The following is a 19,380-nucleotide window of genomic DNA, read 5'->3' on the forward strand; positions in this document are numbered from 1 at the left end:
TCTCCTATTTCATTATACCTTTTCGGAGAATGTATAAAAACCCACATAACCCAAACATAATCCGTTATAATTAGATATAACTAATCATAAGGGGTGCAATCATGTTTAAGAAGTATTCCATTCTGACCACAGCATTAACTGTTTTTCTGCTTGCAGCAGGCTGCTCTGCCAGCCAGTCATCAAGTGACAATGAGAAAGAAGTGACCTTAACTGTTTCAGCAGCTGCCAGTGCCCAGGATGCACTCGAGGAAATTCAAAAGAATTATGAGAAAACCCATCACAATATTACAATCCAAGATAACTTTGGCTCATCAGGCGCCTTACAAAAGCAAATTTCTCAAGGAGCCGGGGCTGATCTGTTCTTCTCAGCCGCTGAGGACAAATTCCAAAAGCTTGTAGATGATGGGGATATCGCTAAAAAAGACAGCACTGATGTAGTCGGAAATGAAATTGTGCTGGTCGTGCCAAAAGACGGAGATTCACCTGTCAAAAGCTTCGACAATCTGACTGATTCAGAAAAAATCGCTCTTGGAACCCCGGAATCCGTTCCGGCAGGAGCTTATGGAAAAGAATCACTGACAAAGCTGTCTTTATGGAACAAAATAAAAGATAAGATCGTTTACGGAAAAGACGTTCGCCAGGTTCTTTCATATGTAGAAACAGGCAATGTAGACGCAGGCGTCGTTTATAAAACGGACGCGCTGATCTCTAAGAAAGTCAAAATCGTCGACGAGGCAAAAGCTGACACACACAGCCCGATTGTTTATCCGTTAGGAATTGTAAAAGATACGAAACACCATAAGGAAGCGAAGGAATTTTACGATTACCTGCAAACAGATGAAGCGATGAAAGTGTTTGAGAAGTATGGTTTTACTGCTGCATAACATCAGCACTTCAGAATTTTTTACGCCGGTTGCGCTTTCCTTTCAAGTGGCGGCGGTCGCCGGAATCGCGGTGATCATTCTCGGAACATTGGCGGGAGCGTGGATGGCGCGGGCTTCATTTTTCGGAAAAACTGCACTCGAAACGATTTTTATGCTTCCTCTCGTTCTTCCGCCCACCGTTGTCGGTTTTATTTTGATTGTCATTTTTGGAAAGCACAGCTTCATCGGACAAGCGATCGAATGGATCTTTCACCAGCCCGTCATTTTCACCTGGTGGGCCGCTGTGATTGCTTCTGCTATCGTTGCTTTTCCGCTTATGTATCAATCGGCCAAAACTGGATTTTCCGATATTGACCCTGATATAGAGGGAGCGGCAATGGTAGACGGCGCAAGCAGATGGAAGGTGTTTATCCATATCTCCATTCCGCTGGCATATCCTTCATTGCTGACCGGAAGCATCCTCAGCCTGGCGCGGGCGCTCGGTGAATTCGGCGCCACCTTGATGTTTGCCGGGAATATCCCGGGTGTTACCCAAACACTGCCGACGGCCATTTATGTGGCTTTGGATTCCGGCAACAACACACTTGCGTGGGCTTGGGTCATCTGTATCATCGTGATTTCCTTTCTGATGCTGTTTTTGATTCAACTGAAAAAAACACATGAAAAAACTCCCCGTACTTAGACGGGGAGTTTTTGATTAAAACAGAAGCTCATCGGGGTTTGGACCGACACGTTCATCTTGATTTAACGCATCAATTTTGTCCATGTCTTCTTGAGACAATTCAAAATCAAAAATATCAGCGTTTTCGATAATACGGTGTTCTTTAATGGATTTTGGAATCGTTACAACTTCATGCTGAAGATCCCAGCGCAAAATCACTTGTGCTACAGATTTATTATATTTTTCTGCGATCTGTGTGAGCACATCGTTATCAAGCAGCTGCCCCTGCATAAGCGGAGACCATGCTTCCAGCTGGATGCCTTGCGCTTTGCAATAATCTCTTAATTCTTTCTGCGTCAAACGAGGGTGAAATTCAACTTGGTTCACCATCGGTTTGATTTCAGCATCTTTCAAAAGCTCTTCTAAATGATGAACTTGGAAGTTGCTGACGCCGATCGCGCGGATTTTGCCGTCTTTATACAGCTTTTCAAGCGCGCGCCATGTATCTTTATATTTATCCTTGCCAGGCCAGTGGATTAAATATAAGTCTAAATAATCAAGCTGAAGTCTTTCCAGGCTTTTTTCAAAGGCAGCAAGCGTAGTGTCATAGCCCTGATCTTCATTCCATACCTTTGATGTAATGAAGAGCTCTTCTCTTGCAACACCGGATTCTTTGATGCCGATGCCTACACCTTCTTCATTTTTATAGACAGCCGCTGTATCAATGCTGCGGTAGCCATTTTTAATCGCAGCTTTAACAGATTCAGTCGCTTCACTGCCGTTTTCTACTTTAAAAACACCAAGACCGAACCAAGGCATTTCAACTCCGTTATGTAGCTTTACAGTATCTTTTAAACTTGTTGCCACTTGAACATCCACCCTTTCATTGAAATGTAAGCGTCTATATTATCTCACATTCCTCTCAGCAGATACCAATAATACGCTTAAGAGCCTCTTATTGCTTCTTTTTTCATAAGGATGAATTTCATCTCATAGTAAATTATGAGCATTACCGCTAATTTTTTCCTATTTTATCAATTATAAGATTAGTTAGACAGCGAGCAGGGTAAGCGAATACTGTAGCCCACAAAAACATAGAGGAGGAAACAAATTGAAACGTATTCGTATCCCAATGACTATTGCTCTTGGCGCCGCTTTGACAATTGCCCCTTTTTCCCTTGCCTCTGCTGAGGAAAATCCCGCACCGAAGATCTCACAGAAAACAACCGCCGGAACTGCTGCCGCAGAAGTCGGTTTAAACGTTAACCTTGATTTGCTTGGAATTGCCAACCAAATTTCAGATGCCATTAAATCAGCCCAGAACCGCGATGGTTTTGTGAAAAATCTCATGGAATCTTCCTTCTACGCATCCGGCCAAAAATATAACGTCATGGTTTTTAACTTAAGCCAGGAATATGAAGATCATTTAAATGGTGTGCAGTTTTACGGCTCGGCCGTTTATGACGGCATTACGTACGGCATTTGGGTATTTGAAGACGGAAGCTTCACAAACAAAGGAGACGGCGGCTGGATCAACTGGGCCTTCAGAGGCTGGTTCGACCGGCATGACAACACTGTCGAATTCCATCGCCCCTAACCTATAGAAAAAAGCTGGCATCCGATGCCAGCTTTTTTTCTTGAAGTTATTCGCCGCCTTCTAGCATTGCGGCTTCCACATCATTAATATATTGGCGAAGCTCATGAGAGATGTCCCGGGAAATTTCCCGCTCCTCAAAGAGTGTCTGAATCTCATTTCTGATCGCCTGCACAGCCTTCAGCTTTACTTCCAGCTTCTGATTTTCGAAATGGGCGCTCGATTTATGTTCGTGATGGCTGTGCTTCAATCTGAAAATTAATTGTTTATAAAACGAGATGACAGATAAAAATACTTCCTTATGTTCTTCCGGTATATGCTTTTCCAAATGTTCAAGCGCGGCTTTAGCCGTTTTAACTCTAGTTGCTCTCATTAATCCCTCTTCGTTTAAAATCGACATCTCCGGCTTTTTATGCTCTCCGAAGAAAATCCAATGCATCAGCCGTTTCAGCCTTGTCTTTGATAAACCGACTTTAAACGGGTTGGCATACAAAATTTCTAATTCATTAAACCGTTCCTGCAGGGCGTTTGCCGTTTCTTCCGGGATGTCTCCCCGCTCCAGCAGTTTCATCAGTTCTTCTTGCTCGGCTTTAATCCCTTGAGCGCGGATTTTCCGTTCATACTTTTTTATGCGGGTTGACGTTGTGTATTGCTGAAAACGAAGGTTTTTCATTTTCTCATTGTATTCAGCAATGACCGCAAGAGACGCCGTTTTGTTTGTATCATTCATGCCTTCTTTAATCGTTTTGAGAGCCGTTTTAATCAGCTTGCGTCTCGCCGTCAGCAGCTTCTTATTTTTTTCTTCGTCATCTTCTTCTTTTTCAGTCAGAAGCGGAAGCACAACGGTGGCGATGACAAGCGTACATAAAATGACGCCTGCGGCTAAAAAGAGAATCAGATTTCTTTGCGGAAACGGTGTGCCGTCTTCCAAGAAATATGGGATGGAGAATGAACCTGCAAGCGTAACTGCTCCCCGCACACCTGAAATGGAAATCAACAGTGTAGAACGAAGTCCCGGCTTATAAATGGTTTGATCTTTATTAAAGAACCACTTGCCGTTCCAGAAAAACAGCACCCACAGAAATCTGAGGAGCATTAACGTAAATGTAATGACCAGAATATAGCCGATCACTTTCATGTTGCTGATCGCTGTATCATTAAAAATGACGGAAATGACATCCGGAATCTGTGTGCCAAGGATGACAAAGACAAGACCGTTCAAAATAAATAAAATAATATTCCACGTACTTGATGAGACGATTTGCAGCTTGACCATCGTCGATTCGAGACGATCCTGTTCAACCGCATGCGTAATACCGCCTGCCACAACGGCTAAAATGCCGGAAACACCGATTTCCTCCGCTGCCAAATAAATCACAAACGGCGTCAGAATTTGAATCAGCATGTGCATCGTGACATCCTGCATGCCAAGGCGGCGCAGGAATAGACGAAAGCGGATAATCAAGAACGAAATCACAACCCCGCACAAAAGGCCGCCAACAGAAATAAACACAAAGCTGACAGCTGCTTGGGCCAATGAAAATGCCCCGGTAACCGCTGCGGCAATCGCAAACTTAAAGGCAACCAGACCTGATGCATCATTCATCAGTCCTTCCCCTTCAAGCAGGCGCAGAATTCCTTTGGGCATCTTCACTCTTCCTGATAATGCGCTGACAGCGACAACATCAGTCGGTGAAAGAATGGCTGCCAGTCCAAAGGCCGCTGCCAGCGGAATATCAGGAATCATCCAGTGGATCGTGTATCCTCCTACAATCACAGTGGCAAATACAAGGCCAAGTGCAAGCAATAAAATGGGGGCTCTTAAATTCCAAAGCTCCGCCCGAGGCGTCCTCTTTCCATCATTAAATAGAAGAGGCGCAATAAACAAAACGAAAAACAATTCCGTGTTTAATTCAAAATGAAGCCCCTGTGGAAATGAGGCGGCAATAATCCCAAGCGCCACCTGAATCAGAGGCACTGGAATAAACGGGATAAACCGATTGACAATGTTAGAAATCGCAATAATAGCCAGTAAAACAAGGACGACTAAAAATATGTCCAAATGCATAACCTCCTTAATCTGTTGCGTATCTGCATGATGAGTTAATCAATATTTGTCCGAAGAGGCTTAGGCTTGCAAAAGATAAAAGATGGCCTTACATCCCATACTGGATTCCGCAGGAGTCTCCTCCACACTAGTCTTCTTTTATAGTACCCTTTTTAGGGTATTTTTTCTCATGATATGCTCATGGTGAACTTTTTTGCCGTAAAGCAAAATGAAAAAGAGACAGGGCAATCCTCCCTGTCTCTCGTATCTATAATCAATCATGAAAATTCGTGCCGTCAGTTGTCGCTTTAATGATACCGGCGCGAATGACGAAATCACCGAAGTGCTCGCCTTCCTCGCGTTCTTTCGCATAGCGGGAAAGCAGGACGCGCAGCTCGCTCAAAATGTCTTCTTCTCCGATATTTTCGCGGTACATTTTGCTTAAGCGGCTGCCGTCAAACGCAGCGCCTAGATACATATTATATTTGCCAGGCGCCTTTCCGATAAATCCAATCTCTCCGAGCGCATGGCGGGCGCAGCCGTTCGGGCAGCCTGTCATGCGAATGGTAATTTCCTCATCACGAAGACCGTTTTCGTCAATAATCTCTTCTACTTTATCTAAAAGGGACGGCAAGTAACGTTCTGCTTCAGCCATTGCCAATCCGCAGGTCGGAAGTGCGACACATGCCATAGAGCTGCGACGGAGCGCTGAATGATGCTTCCCGTCAGTTAAACCGTATTGGTCGATTAACGCGTTGATTTCGTCCTTTTTCTCGCTTGAAACGTTACCGATAATCAAATTCTGATTGGCTGTCAGACGAAAATCACCTGTATGAACTTTAGCAATTTCACGCAAGCCTGTCATCAGCTTATAATCCTCGTAATCCGTCACGCGGCCGCCTTCGACAAACAACGTAAAATGCCATTTATCCTCAATGCCTTCTACCCAGCCGTAGCGGTCGCCGTTATGGTCAAAATGGTAAGGCTTCGCTTCTTCCAGGCTCCAGCCGAGACGATTTTCCAATTCCTCTTTCACTGTTTCCAAACCGAGGCGGTCAACTGTGTATTTGAAACGGGCATTTTTACGGACGGAACGGTTTCCGTAGTCTCGCTGAATGGTAATTGTTTTTTCAGCAACGTCATACATTTGTTCAGGGCGGCAGAATCCAATTACCTTGGCTAATTGCGGATATGTCGCTTTGTCGCCGTGCGTCATTCCCATACCGCCGCCGATTGCCACGTTAAATCCGATAAGCTTGCCATCTTCCACAATTGCAATGAATCCGAGATCCTGAGAAAAGACATCAATATCGTTTGACGGCGGAACCGCAATACCGATTTTGAATTTCCGCGGCAGGTAAAGCGGCCCGTACATTGGCTCGATTTCTTCTGCGTCAGGTGTGCCGGCCACTCTTTCTTCATCAAGCCAAATTTCATGATACGCTCTCGTCCGAGGGAGAAGATCATCACTTAATGTTTTGGACCATTCGTATACTTCAGAATGGATTTCAGACTGGTAAGGATTCGATGTGCACATGACATTCCTGTTTACATCTCCGCAAGCTGCGATTGTGTCCAGAAGAGCCGAGTGGATCGTCTGAATGGTTTTTTTCATGTTCCATTTTAAAATCCCATGCATTTGGAACGTCTCACGAGTCGTCAGCTTTAGGGTGCCGTTACCGTATTTCTGTGAAAGATCATCCATCACGAGCCATTGCTCAGGCGTTGATACGCCGCCCGGCATACGGACACGCAGCATGAACTGATAAGCCGGTTCAAGCTTTTGCTTTTGGCGTTCATTGCGGAGGTCCCGGTCATCCTGCAAATAACTGCCGTGGTGTTTCATCAGGCGGTTATCATCATCCGGAATTCCCGCACTGATCCGATCCAGCATCACTTCTTTCAGTGTGCCGCGCAAATAATCGCTTTTTTCTTTAATGCGCTCGACGTCACTTGGAGAGCCGTCCGGTGCTTTTAAGATTTTGGTCACCATGTTGAAAAACTCCTTTCAGGTCAAATCAGTATACATCACGCTGATAACGTTTTTGCTGCTGCATATCGGCAAGATAAACTTCCGCTTCTTCACGGGTCATATTGCCTTCTTTTTCTATAATTTCTAAAAGGGTGTTATGGACATCGTGTGCCATGTACTTTTCATCTCCGCAAATGTAAACAGCCGCTCCTTCTTGAAGCCATTCAAACAGTTCTGCACTCTGTTCAAGCATGCGGTGCTGCACATACACTTTTTCTTCCGTATCGCGTGAAAACGCAACGTCCATTTTTGTCAGCACGCCGTCTTTCAGCCAATTCTGCCACTCTGTCTGATAAAGGAAATCTGTAACAAAATGCTGATCACCGAAGAACATCCATGCTTTTCCTTCAGCTCCCGTCTCCTCTCGTTCCTGCATAAAGGAACGGAACGGCGCAACGCCTGTCCCAGGGCCGACCATGATAATTGGTGTTTCAGGATCCTTCGGAAGCTTGAAGTTCTGATTATGCTGGACATAAACCGGCAGTGTGTCTCCCGGCTGCAGACGCTCAGCGCATAAAATCGAGCAGACGCCTTTTCGTTCGCGGCCATGCGCGTCGTACCGGACTGCACCAATCGTTAAATGCACTTCATCCGGGTTTGCGGATAAGCTGCTCGCAATTGAATAGAGGCGGGCCGGCATTTTTCGAAGAATGGATACAAATTCTTGCGCCGTTACACTGAACGGGCCATAATCCCGGATCAAATCAAGCAAATCGCGCCCTTCCATATACGCTTTCACTTTCCCCTCATTTCCCGGTGCTAAAAGCTCTCTAAGCTCCTCGCTTCCCGTCAAATGAGCAGCCTGTTCAAGAAGCGGCTTTGTGAGAACAGTAATTTCATAATGGGAAATCAGCGCTTCTTTCAGCGGACGGACATCGCCTTGCTTATTCAGCGTCACAATCTCTTCGGGATCCCAATTCATTTCCTGAAGCAGCGCATCGACAAGCTCCGGATCATTTTCCGGATAGACGCCGAGGCTGTCACCAGGTTCATACGTAAGGCCTGATCCTTCAAGAGACAATTCCACATGGCGTGTTTCTTTATTTGATCCGCGGCCGTTTAAATTTAAATTTTCTAACACTTCCGCCCGAAACGGATTTGTTCTTGAATACGCAGATTCACCAGTTTGAGGCGCTGCTGCCGGCGCAGGCGCGGCGCTTCCGCCCTCTGCTTCACTTAAGCCCTCAAATACGCTTTCCAGCCATTCAGCAACCGGCTCATCATAGTCCAAATCACAATCAACGCGCGGAGAAATTCGTTTCCCGCCAAGCTCTTCCAAGCGCTGATCAAATTCTTTTCCTGTCTGACAGAAGAATTCGTATGAACTGTCACCAAGCGCCAAAACAGAAAAGCGAAGATCCTCAAGCTTAGGCGCCCGTCTTCCGTGCAAAAATTCGTGAAACGACAGTGCGTTATCAGGCGGCTCGCCTTCGCCATGCGTACTGACGACAATCAGAAGATTGTTAATTTTCTTGAGCTGGTTCGGCTTAAAATCACTCATAGATGAAACGGTGACTTGAAAGCCTCGCTCCTCAAGCTGCTTGCCGGCGTTCTCTGCAAGCCCTTGTGCGTTTCCCGTCTGTGAACCGTAAAGAACGGTGACTTCTTTTGAAATGGCCGGTGCCGTAACACCCGCAGACTCAGCAGCCGGCGCCCCCGTTGTTTCCAGTACGGAAACAGATGGCGCTGATAAATAGCCGCTCAGCCAAATTTTCTGAGATTCTGTCAAGGTTGGCAGAAGGCGGTTAAGGAGCTCTGCCTGCTCCTGATTAAACGGACTGTTCATGACCTGAAGTTGCAACGTATCCACCTCACAAAATTGTATAAACTGATCGAAATAGTATCTAATTGAACTTTACCGGAAGACACACCGCAAGTAAAATATATTTACATGATGATAACGATTAAGATTATTAATGATAAAACCCTTTGTCTCATTGAAATGAAGAAAAAAAGAGAAGGGATCCCTTCTCTTTCAATCAGCAATCTTATACAAATGAGGGGGCACAGCACTCACAAACGGACTTGGCTCACCGATAGAAGAAACAGTCAGCCCGTGCATGGCCCGGGTGCAGGCAGTGTACAGCAGCCTGCGGTCGTGCTCTGTTCTATATTGCTCTTCTGAGGCATCATAAACAAGTACTGCGTCAAACTCAATTCCCTTCGCTAAATAAACCGGAATAACACAGACTCCCTTTTGAAACGTTTGGTTTTCTTTATGGATCAGCCGAATATCGATATATTCGCTCATTTGAGCGCGAGCCTGTCTTGACTGCTGCGCCGTTTTGCAAATAACGGCAATGGTTTCATGCCCTTTCTTTCTAAGGCGCCCAATTTCTTTCGTAAGCTTTTGGCAAAGATCCTCGCGACCCTCGCTTTTTAACACGCAGGGCATTTCCCCATCTCTGTTAAAAGGCTCGATATCCGCCCCGTCCTGAAGCAGCGCCTTTGTCAATTCCACAATTTGTCTCGTTGATCTGTACGTTCTTTTTAAACGGACACATTCAGCCTGCTCATCTTCAAAGCCGACATCCATACGCGCTGCACCGTTTATTGCATGGGCATAAATAGACTGATTGATGTCACCGAGCACCGTCATGCTGGCAGACGGGAAAATACTCCTTATATACGCCATCTGGAATGGAGAATAATCTTGAGCTTCATCGATAAATAGATGTTTGATCTGCGTGTTTTTCTTTCTGCCTTCTAGCAAATCCTGCAAATATAGAAATGGAGACGCGTCCTCATAGAGCAGTTTATTTTCTCCAAATGCCGATCTTGTCAGCTCCCCTATTGCCGCAATTTCCTCTGTTTGAGCTTTGCTTCCCCAGTCAGAAAACAATTGCAGATACAGCTGTTTGACATCAAGAAACGCCAGCTGTCTGACTGCCTGTTTAATTGGGCTGAAAGCCTTTTTTACAATCATGGCGGCAAGCAGCTGCTGTTCTCTTTGATGATCGTTAAATGTACTCTCACTAAACCGTTTTCTTGCCTGCAGCTTTTTGTACACTTCCAAATATTCCTCTTTGTCGAGAAGCTCGGCTTCCTGTACGACCCAATCCTTTCGCCGTTCCTTTTTCTCCAGCTTGTTAAGCTCACTCAGCAGCCAATTTGCTGTTTGTTCCATTCGGTTCGGAATGGACTGGCTTTGATCGAGCGAGTAAAAATATGCTTGGACCTGTTCCTTTGTGATCAGTTTTTGCTCGCGGAAAACGATATTTTTAAAGATCATTCCTTCAGAAGACAGCCTGATGACGTATTCATCAATAAATTGCTGAAAAGATAAGCCTGCCTTCCATGTGATTCCGGCAAGCCTTGATTGAAAACGGCCATCTTTTGTTTTGGCCAGGCAATATTCCAGCTGATCAAAGGGGCTTTCACATTGAAACTTGCGGCCAAGCCGATGCTCGATATATTCCTGAAACGTCGCCTGCTCCATATTTTCTTCGCCTAATTCAGGCAAAACAGAGGAGACATAGCTGTTAAACAAAAAGTTGGGGGAAAATAAAACGATTTGTCCGGCATCAATGACACCGCGGTGCCTGTATAACAAATAAGCGACACGCTGGAGCGCCGCTGACGTTTTTCCGCTGCCTGCCGCACCCTGCACAATCAGGAATTTGCTTTTTTCATTTCGGATAATCTGATTTTGTTCTTTTTGGATCGTGGACACAATGTTTTTCATTTGTGTATCAGAGTGGTGGCTTAACACCTCTTGGAGCATCTCATCTCCGATCGTCATTTCTGTATTAAACATCGCTTTGAGAGCGCCGTTTTTAATGATAAACTGGCGCTTCAGCACCATTTCCCCTTCTATCGTTTCACCGGGTACCTCGTATTCGGCTTTTCCTGGGGAATAATTATAGTAAAGGCTCGATATCGGCGCTCTCCAATCATAAATCAAAAAGTGTTCCTCCTTCTCATCCATACAGGATGCTAAACCGATATAGATCTGCTCTGCCTGTTTGTCGCCGTTTTCAATAAAATCAATCCGGCCGAAATAAGGCGTTGCTTTTAATTGATGAATTCGCTTGAGCTGTTGATCCATATGCCGATGATTCCGTTCCCGATCAGACAGCAGCTCTGCTTGCTGCTTAATGCTTGCCATCGTTTCAACAGCTTCATGGGCGTCATCAAAGTTAACCGTGACATCTTCCCAGAAGTTTTTTCGTAATCCGATAATATCATGCTTTAACCCGCCCGCGGACGTTTCGAGAAGCCGCTCTTTATTCTCGAGCTCCTGCAGTACATCATATATTCTTGACTGCTCTTCTTTCCATTCCTTACCATGCTGATTCATGAACGGCACCTCCAGAAAATAGTTGACAAACGAAGAAGAAATAAGGTAAAATAGAATTGGATATATATTTAATATATGATAAAAACAGGCAAATACAATTTATAATAGCACATTCACCCAACATCGTTCAAGGTTTGGGTTATTTATATGCATAAAAAAACCGATTTCAACTCGAGATCGGTTTTTTATTTTAAGATTTCACATTGATCACTGCTGGACGTGTTTTTCTTAGGTTGCGAATCTTCTCTTTCATCAGTATCGATTCCTTATTCCATTCCATCTTCGATAGGATATATCTTTTTCATTTTAAAAACATACAGAGCTTTACCTTGATTGTCTGTTCTTCTAACGTGAAGAATGATTAAACTGGCTGTTATTGTCATCTTCCATAAAGCAACTACATCCTTGCTATCGTACCTATAGTCGCAGTAAAATAGTCATTTTTCATCCAATTTCGACATATTTCAACAAATTGAAGTTTTTAATTTGGGAGAATAGGACGATGTTACATTATTTCTCTCGGTTTATGATATGAACATGAGGAAAGAACCAGAATAAGTTAGGAGGAAATACTCAGTGAAGAAAAAGCTATCTATGATGTTGCTGGCATTTGTCGTAGCCGTTACAAGTTTTACGGCGATTGACCTAGTAAACAACAAAGCGGAAGCTAAAGATTGGGTTAAAAAAGGGCAAATATGGAGTACTCATTACCATTCGGGCTCATTTAAAAACTATACTTACTCGCCAACTTTTCATATTTATTATCCAGGGCAAGGAACTTGGGCCAACATTAAGGCAAACGGATCAGGCAGCGGGAAAATTACAGCAACTCTGCAACAAAAGACAAATAAAGGCTGGAAAAATGTTAAAACTTTTTATGCAACGAAAAAAGGCTCTACAAATTTAAGTTACAAACAAGCTTCTAAAAGCTACAAAACAACATACAGATTCAAATTCACTAACACAGGAACTAAAAAAACCATCAGCTATACATTTTGGGCTACCTATTAATTTTCAAACAGCTTTGCTCTGTGCGGCCAGCATTCGAAAGGGCTTTTTATTTGATCCCTTCAGGCTGCCATAAAAGAAACCTCTCCATGACGGAGAGGTTTCTTTTATTTTACTGACTATCTAAGCGATAATAACGGTTTGGCAGCTTCCAATTGAACATATACGAACAAACGCGGCATACGACGAGCACAAAAAACAGCGCGTATAAACCGATCGAGTTTCCGGTCCAGCCCAAGCCGACGATTAAACCGCCGAGCGCCGCCCATACCGCATAGATTTCCGCTTTCAGCACGAGCGGCTTGCGCCCGGCAAGCAGGTCCCGAATGATTCCTCCGCCGCTTCCCGTCAGCACCGCAGCCACGATAACGGCACTAAGCGGATGCCCCATTTTAACGGCATACAGGGCGCCCTGAATAGCGAAGGCTGCAAGACCAATCGCATCCGATAAATTTCCCCATTTGTTCCAATGCTTCAGCAGCAGCTTTGGAAACAAGAAAACGATCGTGATCGATACCAGAGCGATTTGAAAGTACGCACCCTGCTCCCACAATGCTGACACCGGAACGCCGATCAGCAAATTGCGGATCGCTCCTCCTCCAAAAGCTGTGACAATTCCTAATATATAAACACCTAAAATATCATATTCTTCTTCCATCGCAACAATTGCGCCGCTAACCGCAAACGCAATGATGCCGATCACACTGAGCAGCTCCCAAGCCATTCTGATGACTCCCTTTATATTTGTTAAATTTTCTGACGACCTCTAGATTTTATAACCGCTTCAGGTGAAAATCAATAACATTTTTATGATAAAAAAAGATAAATTTAGAGGGAAAACAGCAAACACCGATCAGCATGGGTTTACCTCTGGCAGCTCTTATCATTTGTACAAGTAAAAAAAGCGCCCTGCATTCGCGGGCGCTTTTTTCTTATTCAGATTTTTCACCTTTTAAAAGGCACATAAAAATGATGATCAAAATAAAAGCAATCAAGGCCAAAAACGGAATGGTTACAAAACCGAACCAGTTAATATATTGACCCGAGCAAGGCACACCGCTTATACATGGCTTGATGCCGCTAAAGCCCGGCACTTTTTGCTCCAGATAGTGCATAATCGAAATAAAGGCACCGATAATCGCCATCGGCAGCACATATTTTTTCACGCGTGTGTCACCCTGAAAGGTGGCGATTCCTAAAATCAGAACGAGCGGATACATGAGAATACGCTGGTACCAGCACAGTTCACACGGGATGAACTTTCTGATTTCACTGAAATACAGGCTGCCCAGCATGGCAATTAGAGCGACAACCCAGGAAGTATATAAAAAAACCATTCTATTTTTCATGCGCTTACTTCCCTTTCAGCTCTTTTTCTATCGTTTCTTTAATTTCTTCATAATCCGAAAAATTACTGATCACTTTATCATTAACGTAAATTGTAGGCGTTGCTTTTATGTTCATTTTATTATTAAGAGCTGAATCCTTTTCCACTGCAGAAGCAAACGTTTCCTTATCAAGATTGTCCTTCAGCGTATCAGGGTTTATCTTCGTCGTGCTTTTTGCAATATCACCGAGAACCGCTGGCGTTACCCATTCCTGCTCTGTGTCCGGCTGCTTATCAAACAGCTTCTCATGAAATGCCCAGAAAGAATCAGGATCTTCTTTCCATACTTCCTCTGAGGCAAGAGCTGCTAACGTTGAGCCTTTTCCATGGAACATGACGTTCACGAAAGAAAATTTCACATCGCCCTTGTCAATAAAATCTTTTTGGATTTTGGGGAAGATGTCGCTGTTAAACATCTTGCAAGACGGACATTTGTAATCTCCGAATTCCACTACTGTTACCGGTGCATCATCGTCGCCAAGCACAGGCTGGCCTTTGATAGACGGCTGTCCTGACACTGCTTCGTTGCCTTGCTCTGTTTTGTTATTAATGATGACAATTGCTGCTAATAAGACAACAACGACAACCGTAAGGATGACCGCGAATTTCGCAGAAGACTGCTGTTTCTTTTTCACTCCGACACCTCATCGTTTTAAAATTAAAAAAGAAGCGGATCTCCATTGACCCACTTCTTTATTTTAACAAGACAACCGTCTATAAGAAAAGCCCGAAATAGTGAATTCTGTCCGACAATTATCTCATTTTGAGGCGCATCACACGCATGGCGTTTGCAACAGCAAGAAGCGTAACACCGACATCTGAGAAAACCGCCTCCCACATGGTCGCAAATCCAAACGCTCCGAGTAAGAGGAAAATAGCCTTAACACCTAAAGCAAAGCCGATGTTTTGCCACACGATTCGCCGAGTCCGTTTGGCAATCCGAATCGCTTCCGCTATTTTCGACGGCTGATCTGTCATCAGCACAACATCCGCGGCTTCTACAGCTGCATCTGATCCGAGTCCGCCCATCGCCGCTCCGATATCCGCGCGCGCAAGCACCGGCGTGTCATTAATTCCATCACCGACAAAAATGAGCTTTTCATTCGGGAGCAGCTTCGATTCCAGTGCTTCTACCCGCTCCACTTTATCCTCCGGCAGCAGCTCCGCATAAACCTCGTCGAGGCCGAGCTGTTTTCCGACTGTTTCTCCTGTCTGTTTTGAATCGCCCGTCAGCATGACTGTCTGTTTGATACCGAGTGATTTCAAATCTGCGATTGCTTGTTTTGCGTCTTCCTTTACTTCATCTGCTATGATGATCGCCCCGGCATAGCGCTGATCAATAGCCACGTGAACAATTGTACCGGCGTTTTCATCCGGGACGCTCTTAATCTGTTCTCTTTCCATCAGCTTCTTGTTCCCCGCAAGGATTTCTTTTCCGTTCACCTTAGCGAAAATACCGTGGCCGGATATTTCCTCATATGACTCGATTTTGTCAGGAGAAAGTAGCTTACCATAGGCTTTCCGGACAGATTCTGCAATCGGGTGCTGAGAGTGAAGCTCAGCGTATGCCGCGGCTTCGAGTAAAGTCTCCTTCGAAAGGCCTTCCGCAGGTTTGATCTCTGTCACTTCAAAGCTGCCTTTTGTCAGGGTGCCTGTTTTATCAAACACAGCGTACTTGACTTGATGTAAGGCTTCTAAATAATTGCTTCCTTTCACAAGCACCCCGGCCTTCGAAGCTGCGCCGATTCCGCCGAAGAAACCGAGCGGAATTGAGACAACAAGGGCGCATGGGCATGAAATGACTAAGAAAATAAGCGCGCGGTACACCCAATCAGAAAGTAAAGCGCCAGGAATAACCAGCGGCGGGACAAATGCAAGCAGAGCGGCGATGATGACGACAGCCGGTGTATAATACTTGGCAAACTTCGTGATAAAGTTTTCAGTCCGCGCTTTGCGGCTGCTCGCATTTTGAACCATATCTAATATTTTGGATACCGCGGAATCCTTATAGCCTTTTGTTACTTCGATATGCAGAACGCCGTTTTGATTGATAAAGCCGGACATGACTTCTTGTCCTTCTGCCGCTTTTCTTGGAACAGATTCTCCTGTCAGCGCTGATGTATCAACCATCGCTGATCCCTGTACGACTTTTCCGTCCAGCGGGATGCTTTCTCCCGGGTTGACGACAATGATATCTCCTGTTTGCACGTCCTCCGGAGAAACGGTCTTGATGCCGTCCCCTATTTTCATATTGGCGTAATCCGGCCTGATATCCATTAATGCACTGATCGATTTTCTTGAACGGCTGACCGCGGCTCCTTGAAACAGCTCACCGATTTGATAAAACAGCATTACAGCAACGCCTTCCGGGTATTGCTGAATCAAAAAAGCGCCGATTGTAGCAAGAGCCATTAAAAAATGTTCATCAAACACTTGTCCGCGGCTGATGTTTTTGACCGCTCGAACGACAATATCCCCCCCAATTATCAAGTAGGCGGCAAAGAATAATAAAAATTCCAGTATTGGGCCGGCATGAATCAAATATGCCGCTGCTCCGAGAATGACCGCTGCTGCCATTCTGATCAGCATATTGATCATTCTTTTTCGATAACCGTCATCTGCTGATTTCTTTTTATGTTTCGGACGAACGGTTACATGAGGATCAATTGATTTTACTTTTTTCTCGACCTTATTGGTGACCCATTGTTCTTCTTTGCCATCGGCTGAGACAGTCAGTGTGCTTGCTGCAAAGTTAACCGCGCATCCGTCAACGCCTTTGATGCCTTTGACGCCATTTTCAATTTTTTGTGCGCAGTTGCTGCAATCCAAACCGTCCAGAACATATTCCCGCTTCACTTGTTTCATTTGTCTCACCTTACCTTCCGATTTAGGATTCCCTCATCAAAGCAGATGAATGAGTGTGAGTATTAAAATTACATATATGAGCATATACTCATATACTAGTTACATTTATTATATGGTGTCTTCCAAGAAAGTGTCAATGAAAAATAAAAACCGGCAAAACACCGGTTTTTATTTTACTTTTTGCAGACGCAATGCATTCAGAACAACAGATACAGAGCTAAAAGCCATTGCCGCTCCCGCTATCCATGGCGCTAAAAATCCAAGGGCCGCGACTGGAATGCCGAGACTGTTATAGCCAAGTGCCCAGAATAAGTTTTGTTTAATGTTTTTCATGGTAAGTCTGCTCATACGGATGGCGTCCGCAATACTGTTCAGATCACCGCGAATGAGCGTGATGTCCGCTGTTTCCATCGCGATGTCGGTGCCTGTTCCAATTGCCATGCCGATATCCGCTGTGGCAAGCGCGGGTGCATCGTTGATTCCATCACCGACCATTGCTGTCTGGCGTCCTTCTTTTTGCAGGCGGGAAATTTCCGCTGCCTTTTGCTCAGGAAGGACCTCAGCAATGACGCTGGCAATTCCAGCTTCCTTCGCAATTGCTTCTGCCGTTCTGCGATTGTCCCCGGTCATCATGATGACATCCAGCCCCATCTCTTTCAGGCGGGTGACTGCCTCCCGCGATGTGTCTTTTATCGTATCGGCAACCGCTATAAGTCCCGCTGCGGCACCATCAATGGACACGAGCATCACTGTTTTCCCTTCTCCTTCAAGCTCCTCCATCCGAGGAAGAAGAGCCTCATGCTCAATCCGTTCGCTCTCCATTAACCGTCTTGTGCCGACGAGTATCGTTTTGCCTCCGGCTTCGGCTGATATACCCGCGCCTACTTTTGCTTCAAAATGGGTCAGCTTTGGTATCTCCAGCCCTTTATCTTTCACACCGGCAACGATCGCTTCACCTAACGGGTGTTCCGAGCCCGTCTCAGCAGCTGCTGCGAACCGGAGCAGCTCTGTTTCTTCAAAGGCATCAGATGGAAGGGCATCCGTCAGCTTCGGCTTTCCGTTTGTCACTGTTCCTGTTTTATCGAGAACAATGGTATCAAGGCGATGTGTTTTTTCTAAATGCTCTCCGCCTTTAAAAAGAATGCCAAATTCAGCCGCCCGTCCGGATCCTGCCATAATGCTTGTCGGGGTGGCAAGACCCAGTGCACATGGACAGGCGATGACGAGAACCGCAATAAACTTGCTGATCGCTTCAGCAAAATCACCTGGAGACGCCCAAAGATACCAAATAAGGAACGTGAGAACGGCGATCCCCAATACAATCGGCACAAAAATGCCGGAGATCTGGTCGGCGAGACGCTGAATCGGCGCTTTTGATCCCTGTGCTTCCTCCACAATTTTGATGATATGAGAAAGCGCTGTTTCTTTCCCGACGTTCACAGCCTTGATTTTCAGAAAACCGTTTGAGTTCACAGTCGCCCCTGTCACGCTGTCACCGGGTGATTTGTCAACGGGAAGACTTTCTCCTGTGATCATGGATTCATCTACAGCCGAGCGGCCTTCCAGCACCTCTCCATCGACAGGAATTCGTTCGCCTGGTTTGACATGAACAATATCACCAACAGCCACTTCATCTATCGGGATGATTTGCTCCTGTCCGTCTCTTACAACCGCCGCTGTTTTGGCTTGCAGCTTCATGAGCTTTTTAATCGCATCTGATGAGCGCCCTTTCGCCTTTGTTTCAAACAGCTTTCCTAACAAAATGAGCGTCAGCAAAATCGCGCTAGTTTCATAGTAAAGGCCGTCAGTATGCCCATGGGAACCGAGGCTTTGAATCGTAAGATAAAGACTGTAAGCATAAGCAGCCGTTGTTCCGAGTGCAACCAATACATCCATATTGGCGCTTTTATTTCTGAGCGCCTTATATGCGCCGACGTAAAACGGCCAGCCGATCAAAAACTGCACCGGAGTCGCAAGGGCAAATTGCATCCACGGATTGAGGAATAAATCCGGCACCCAAATGAACGAAGTAAATGTAAAATGGCTCACCATTGCCCACAGCAAAGGAAATGACAGAATAGCTGAAAAGATCAGTCTCGCTGTTTGCTGCCGTTCTTCTTTCTTTTTAGAAGCAGCGGCTTCGCTATCCTCATCGCCTTTCAGCTTAAGCTTATATCCGAGCTTATCAACGGCTTCTTTAAAATCGCTGACAGCCGCTTCTTTTGGGTTGTATTCAACTGTCACAGTTTCTAAAGCAAAGTTCACCGGAGCATTTGTCACGCCTTCTAATTTGTTAAGCCGTTTTTCAATCCGATTGGCGCATGCCGCACAGGTCATGCCCTCAATATCAAACTCAGCTTTTTCCGTTACGACGTGATAGCCCAGTTTTTCTATTTTTTCTTGGATTTTTTCTGTTCCTGTTTCAGCAGGGTCATAGGTGACATTTGACGTTTCCGTCGCCAGATTCACATTGGCGTCTGTGACACCAGGCATCCGTTTCAAGCCTTTTTCAATTCTGGCGGCACACGCCGCACAAGTCATACCAGATACCTGCATCGCAATTTCCTTTTGCTCACTCAATACACTCACTCCTTTATATACA

The 19,380-nt window shown here is 45.2% G+C and carries 14 protein-coding genes; 4 read left to right on the forward strand and 10 right to left on the reverse strand.

The genetic code is table 11. The annotated features are described in order from the left end of the window. The first annotated feature begins 101 nt into the window (after positions 1–101). Complete coding sequence (modA, locus tag HC660_RS16825; protein WP_168748733.1) at positions 102–884, forward strand: molybdate ABC transporter substrate-binding protein; 783 nt, start codon at positions 102–104, stop codon at positions 882–884. After that, a complete protein-coding gene (gene modB / locus HC660_RS16830; protein ID WP_168748734.1) occupies positions 856–1,566 on the forward strand; it encodes a molybdate ABC transporter permease subunit in 711 nt (236 codons plus the stop codon). The genes modA and modB overlap by 29 nt, the downstream gene beginning before the upstream one ends. Positions 1,567–1,581: 15 nt before the next feature. Here the strand turns inward: modB and pgoN are convergent, their stop codons facing one another. Next, positions 1,582–2,412 (reverse strand): glyoxal/methylglyoxal reductase, encoded by an 831-nt coding sequence (pgoN, locus tag HC660_RS16835; protein WP_010331868.1) that lies wholly within the window; start codon positions 2,410–2,412, stop codon positions 1,582–1,584. 244 nt (positions 2,413–2,656) lie between these two features. Between pgoN and yvgO the strand changes: the two genes are divergently transcribed. Continuing rightward, complete coding sequence (yvgO, locus tag HC660_RS16840) at positions 2,657–3,142, forward strand: stress response protein YvgO (RefSeq protein WP_010331869.1); 486 nt, start codon at positions 2,657–2,659, stop codon at positions 3,140–3,142. 46 nt (positions 3,143–3,188) lie between these two features. On the opposite strand, the gene HC660_RS16845 is transcribed toward yvgO, so the two are convergent. The 4 genes from HC660_RS16845 to helD form a co-directional block, all read right to left on the reverse strand. Then, positions 3,189–5,201 (reverse strand): Na+/H+ antiporter, encoded by a 2,013-nt coding sequence (locus HC660_RS16845; protein ID WP_168748735.1) that lies wholly within the window; start codon positions 5,199–5,201, stop codon positions 3,189–3,191. Positions 5,202–5,460: 259 nt separating this feature from the next. Continuing rightward, on the reverse strand, positions 5,461–7,179 hold the full coding sequence (gene cysI, locus HC660_RS16850) for an assimilatory sulfite reductase (NADPH) hemoprotein subunit (RefSeq protein ID WP_168748736.1): 1,719 nt from the start codon (positions 7,177–7,179) through the stop codon (positions 5,461–5,463). Positions 7,180–7,204: 25 nt separating this feature from the next. Then, positions 7,205–9,019 (reverse strand): assimilatory sulfite reductase (NADPH) flavoprotein subunit, encoded by a 1,815-nt coding sequence (locus HC660_RS16855; protein WP_168748737.1) that lies wholly within the window; start codon positions 9,017–9,019, stop codon positions 7,205–7,207. Positions 9,020–9,193: 174 nt separating this feature from the next. Further along, positions 9,194–11,518, reverse strand: a complete 2,325-nt coding sequence (helD, locus tag HC660_RS16860; protein ID WP_168748738.1) for an RNA polymerase recycling motor HelD — start codon at positions 11,516–11,518, stop codon at positions 9,194–9,196. A 576-nt stretch (positions 11,519–12,094) separates the two neighbouring features. Here helD and HC660_RS16865 point away from each other — a divergent pair. Continuing rightward, entirely contained in the window at positions 12,095–12,529 is a 435-nt protein-coding gene (locus tag HC660_RS16865) for a hypothetical protein (protein WP_168748739.1), read from the forward strand. Positions 12,530–12,638: 109 nt separating this feature from the next. On the opposite strand, the gene HC660_RS16870 is transcribed toward HC660_RS16865, so the two are convergent. The 5 genes from HC660_RS16870 to copA form a co-directional block, all read right to left on the reverse strand. Next, positions 12,639–13,250, reverse strand: a complete 612-nt coding sequence (locus HC660_RS16870; RefSeq protein ID WP_168748740.1) for a trimeric intracellular cation channel family protein — start codon at positions 13,248–13,250, stop codon at positions 12,639–12,641. 208 nt (positions 13,251–13,458) lie between these two features. Continuing rightward, positions 13,459–13,875: a disulfide oxidoreductase gene (locus HC660_RS16875; RefSeq protein ID WP_168748741.1), complete on the reverse strand. Its 417-nt coding sequence runs from the start codon at positions 13,873–13,875 to the stop codon at positions 13,459–13,461. A 4-nt stretch (positions 13,876–13,879) separates the two neighbouring features. Beyond that, a complete protein-coding gene (locus HC660_RS16880; RefSeq protein ID WP_168748742.1) occupies positions 13,880–14,548 on the reverse strand; it encodes a disulfide bond formation protein BdbD in 669 nt (222 codons plus the stop codon). Positions 14,549–14,666: 118 nt separating this feature from the next. Next, complete coding sequence (locus tag HC660_RS16885) at positions 14,667–16,778, reverse strand: heavy metal translocating P-type ATPase (protein ID WP_168748743.1); 2,112 nt, start codon at positions 16,776–16,778, stop codon at positions 14,667–14,669. A gap of 168 nt (positions 16,779–16,946) precedes the next feature. Further along, entirely contained in the window at positions 16,947–19,358 is a 2,412-nt protein-coding gene (gene copA, locus HC660_RS16890) for a copper-exporting P-type ATPase CopA (RefSeq protein ID WP_168748744.1), read from the reverse strand. Between the last annotated feature and the right edge of the window lie 22 nt (positions 19,359–19,380).

This window comes from Bacillus mojavensis (assembly GCF_012648005.1).
Taxonomy (GTDB): domain Bacteria; phylum Bacillota; class Bacilli; order Bacillales; family Bacillaceae; genus Bacillus; species Bacillus mojavensis.

Excerpts from the sequence above, each read along its gene's own strand:
- HC660_RS16885 (WP_168748743.1), bottom strand. The coding sequence starts at position 16,778 with ATGAAACAAGTGAAGCGGGAATATGTTCTGGACGGTTTGGATTGCAGC.
- helD (WP_168748738.1), bottom strand. The coding sequence starts at position 11,518 with ATGAATCAGCATGGTAAGGAATGGAAAGAAGAGCAGTCAAGAATATAT.
- HC660_RS16870 (WP_168748740.1), bottom strand. The coding sequence starts at position 13,250 with ATGGCTTGGGAGCTGCTCAGTGTGATCGGCATCATTGCGTTTGCGGTT.
- modA (WP_168748733.1), top strand. The coding sequence starts at position 102 with ATGTTTAAGAAGTATTCCATTCTGACCACAGCATTAACTGTTTTTCTG.
- HC660_RS16875 (WP_168748741.1), bottom strand. The coding sequence starts at position 13,875 with ATGAAAAATAGAATGGTTTTTTTATATACTTCCTGGGTTGTCGCTCTA.
- cysI (WP_168748736.1), bottom strand. The coding sequence starts at position 7,179 with ATGGTGACCAAAATCTTAAAAGCACCGGACGGCTCTCCAAGTGACGTC.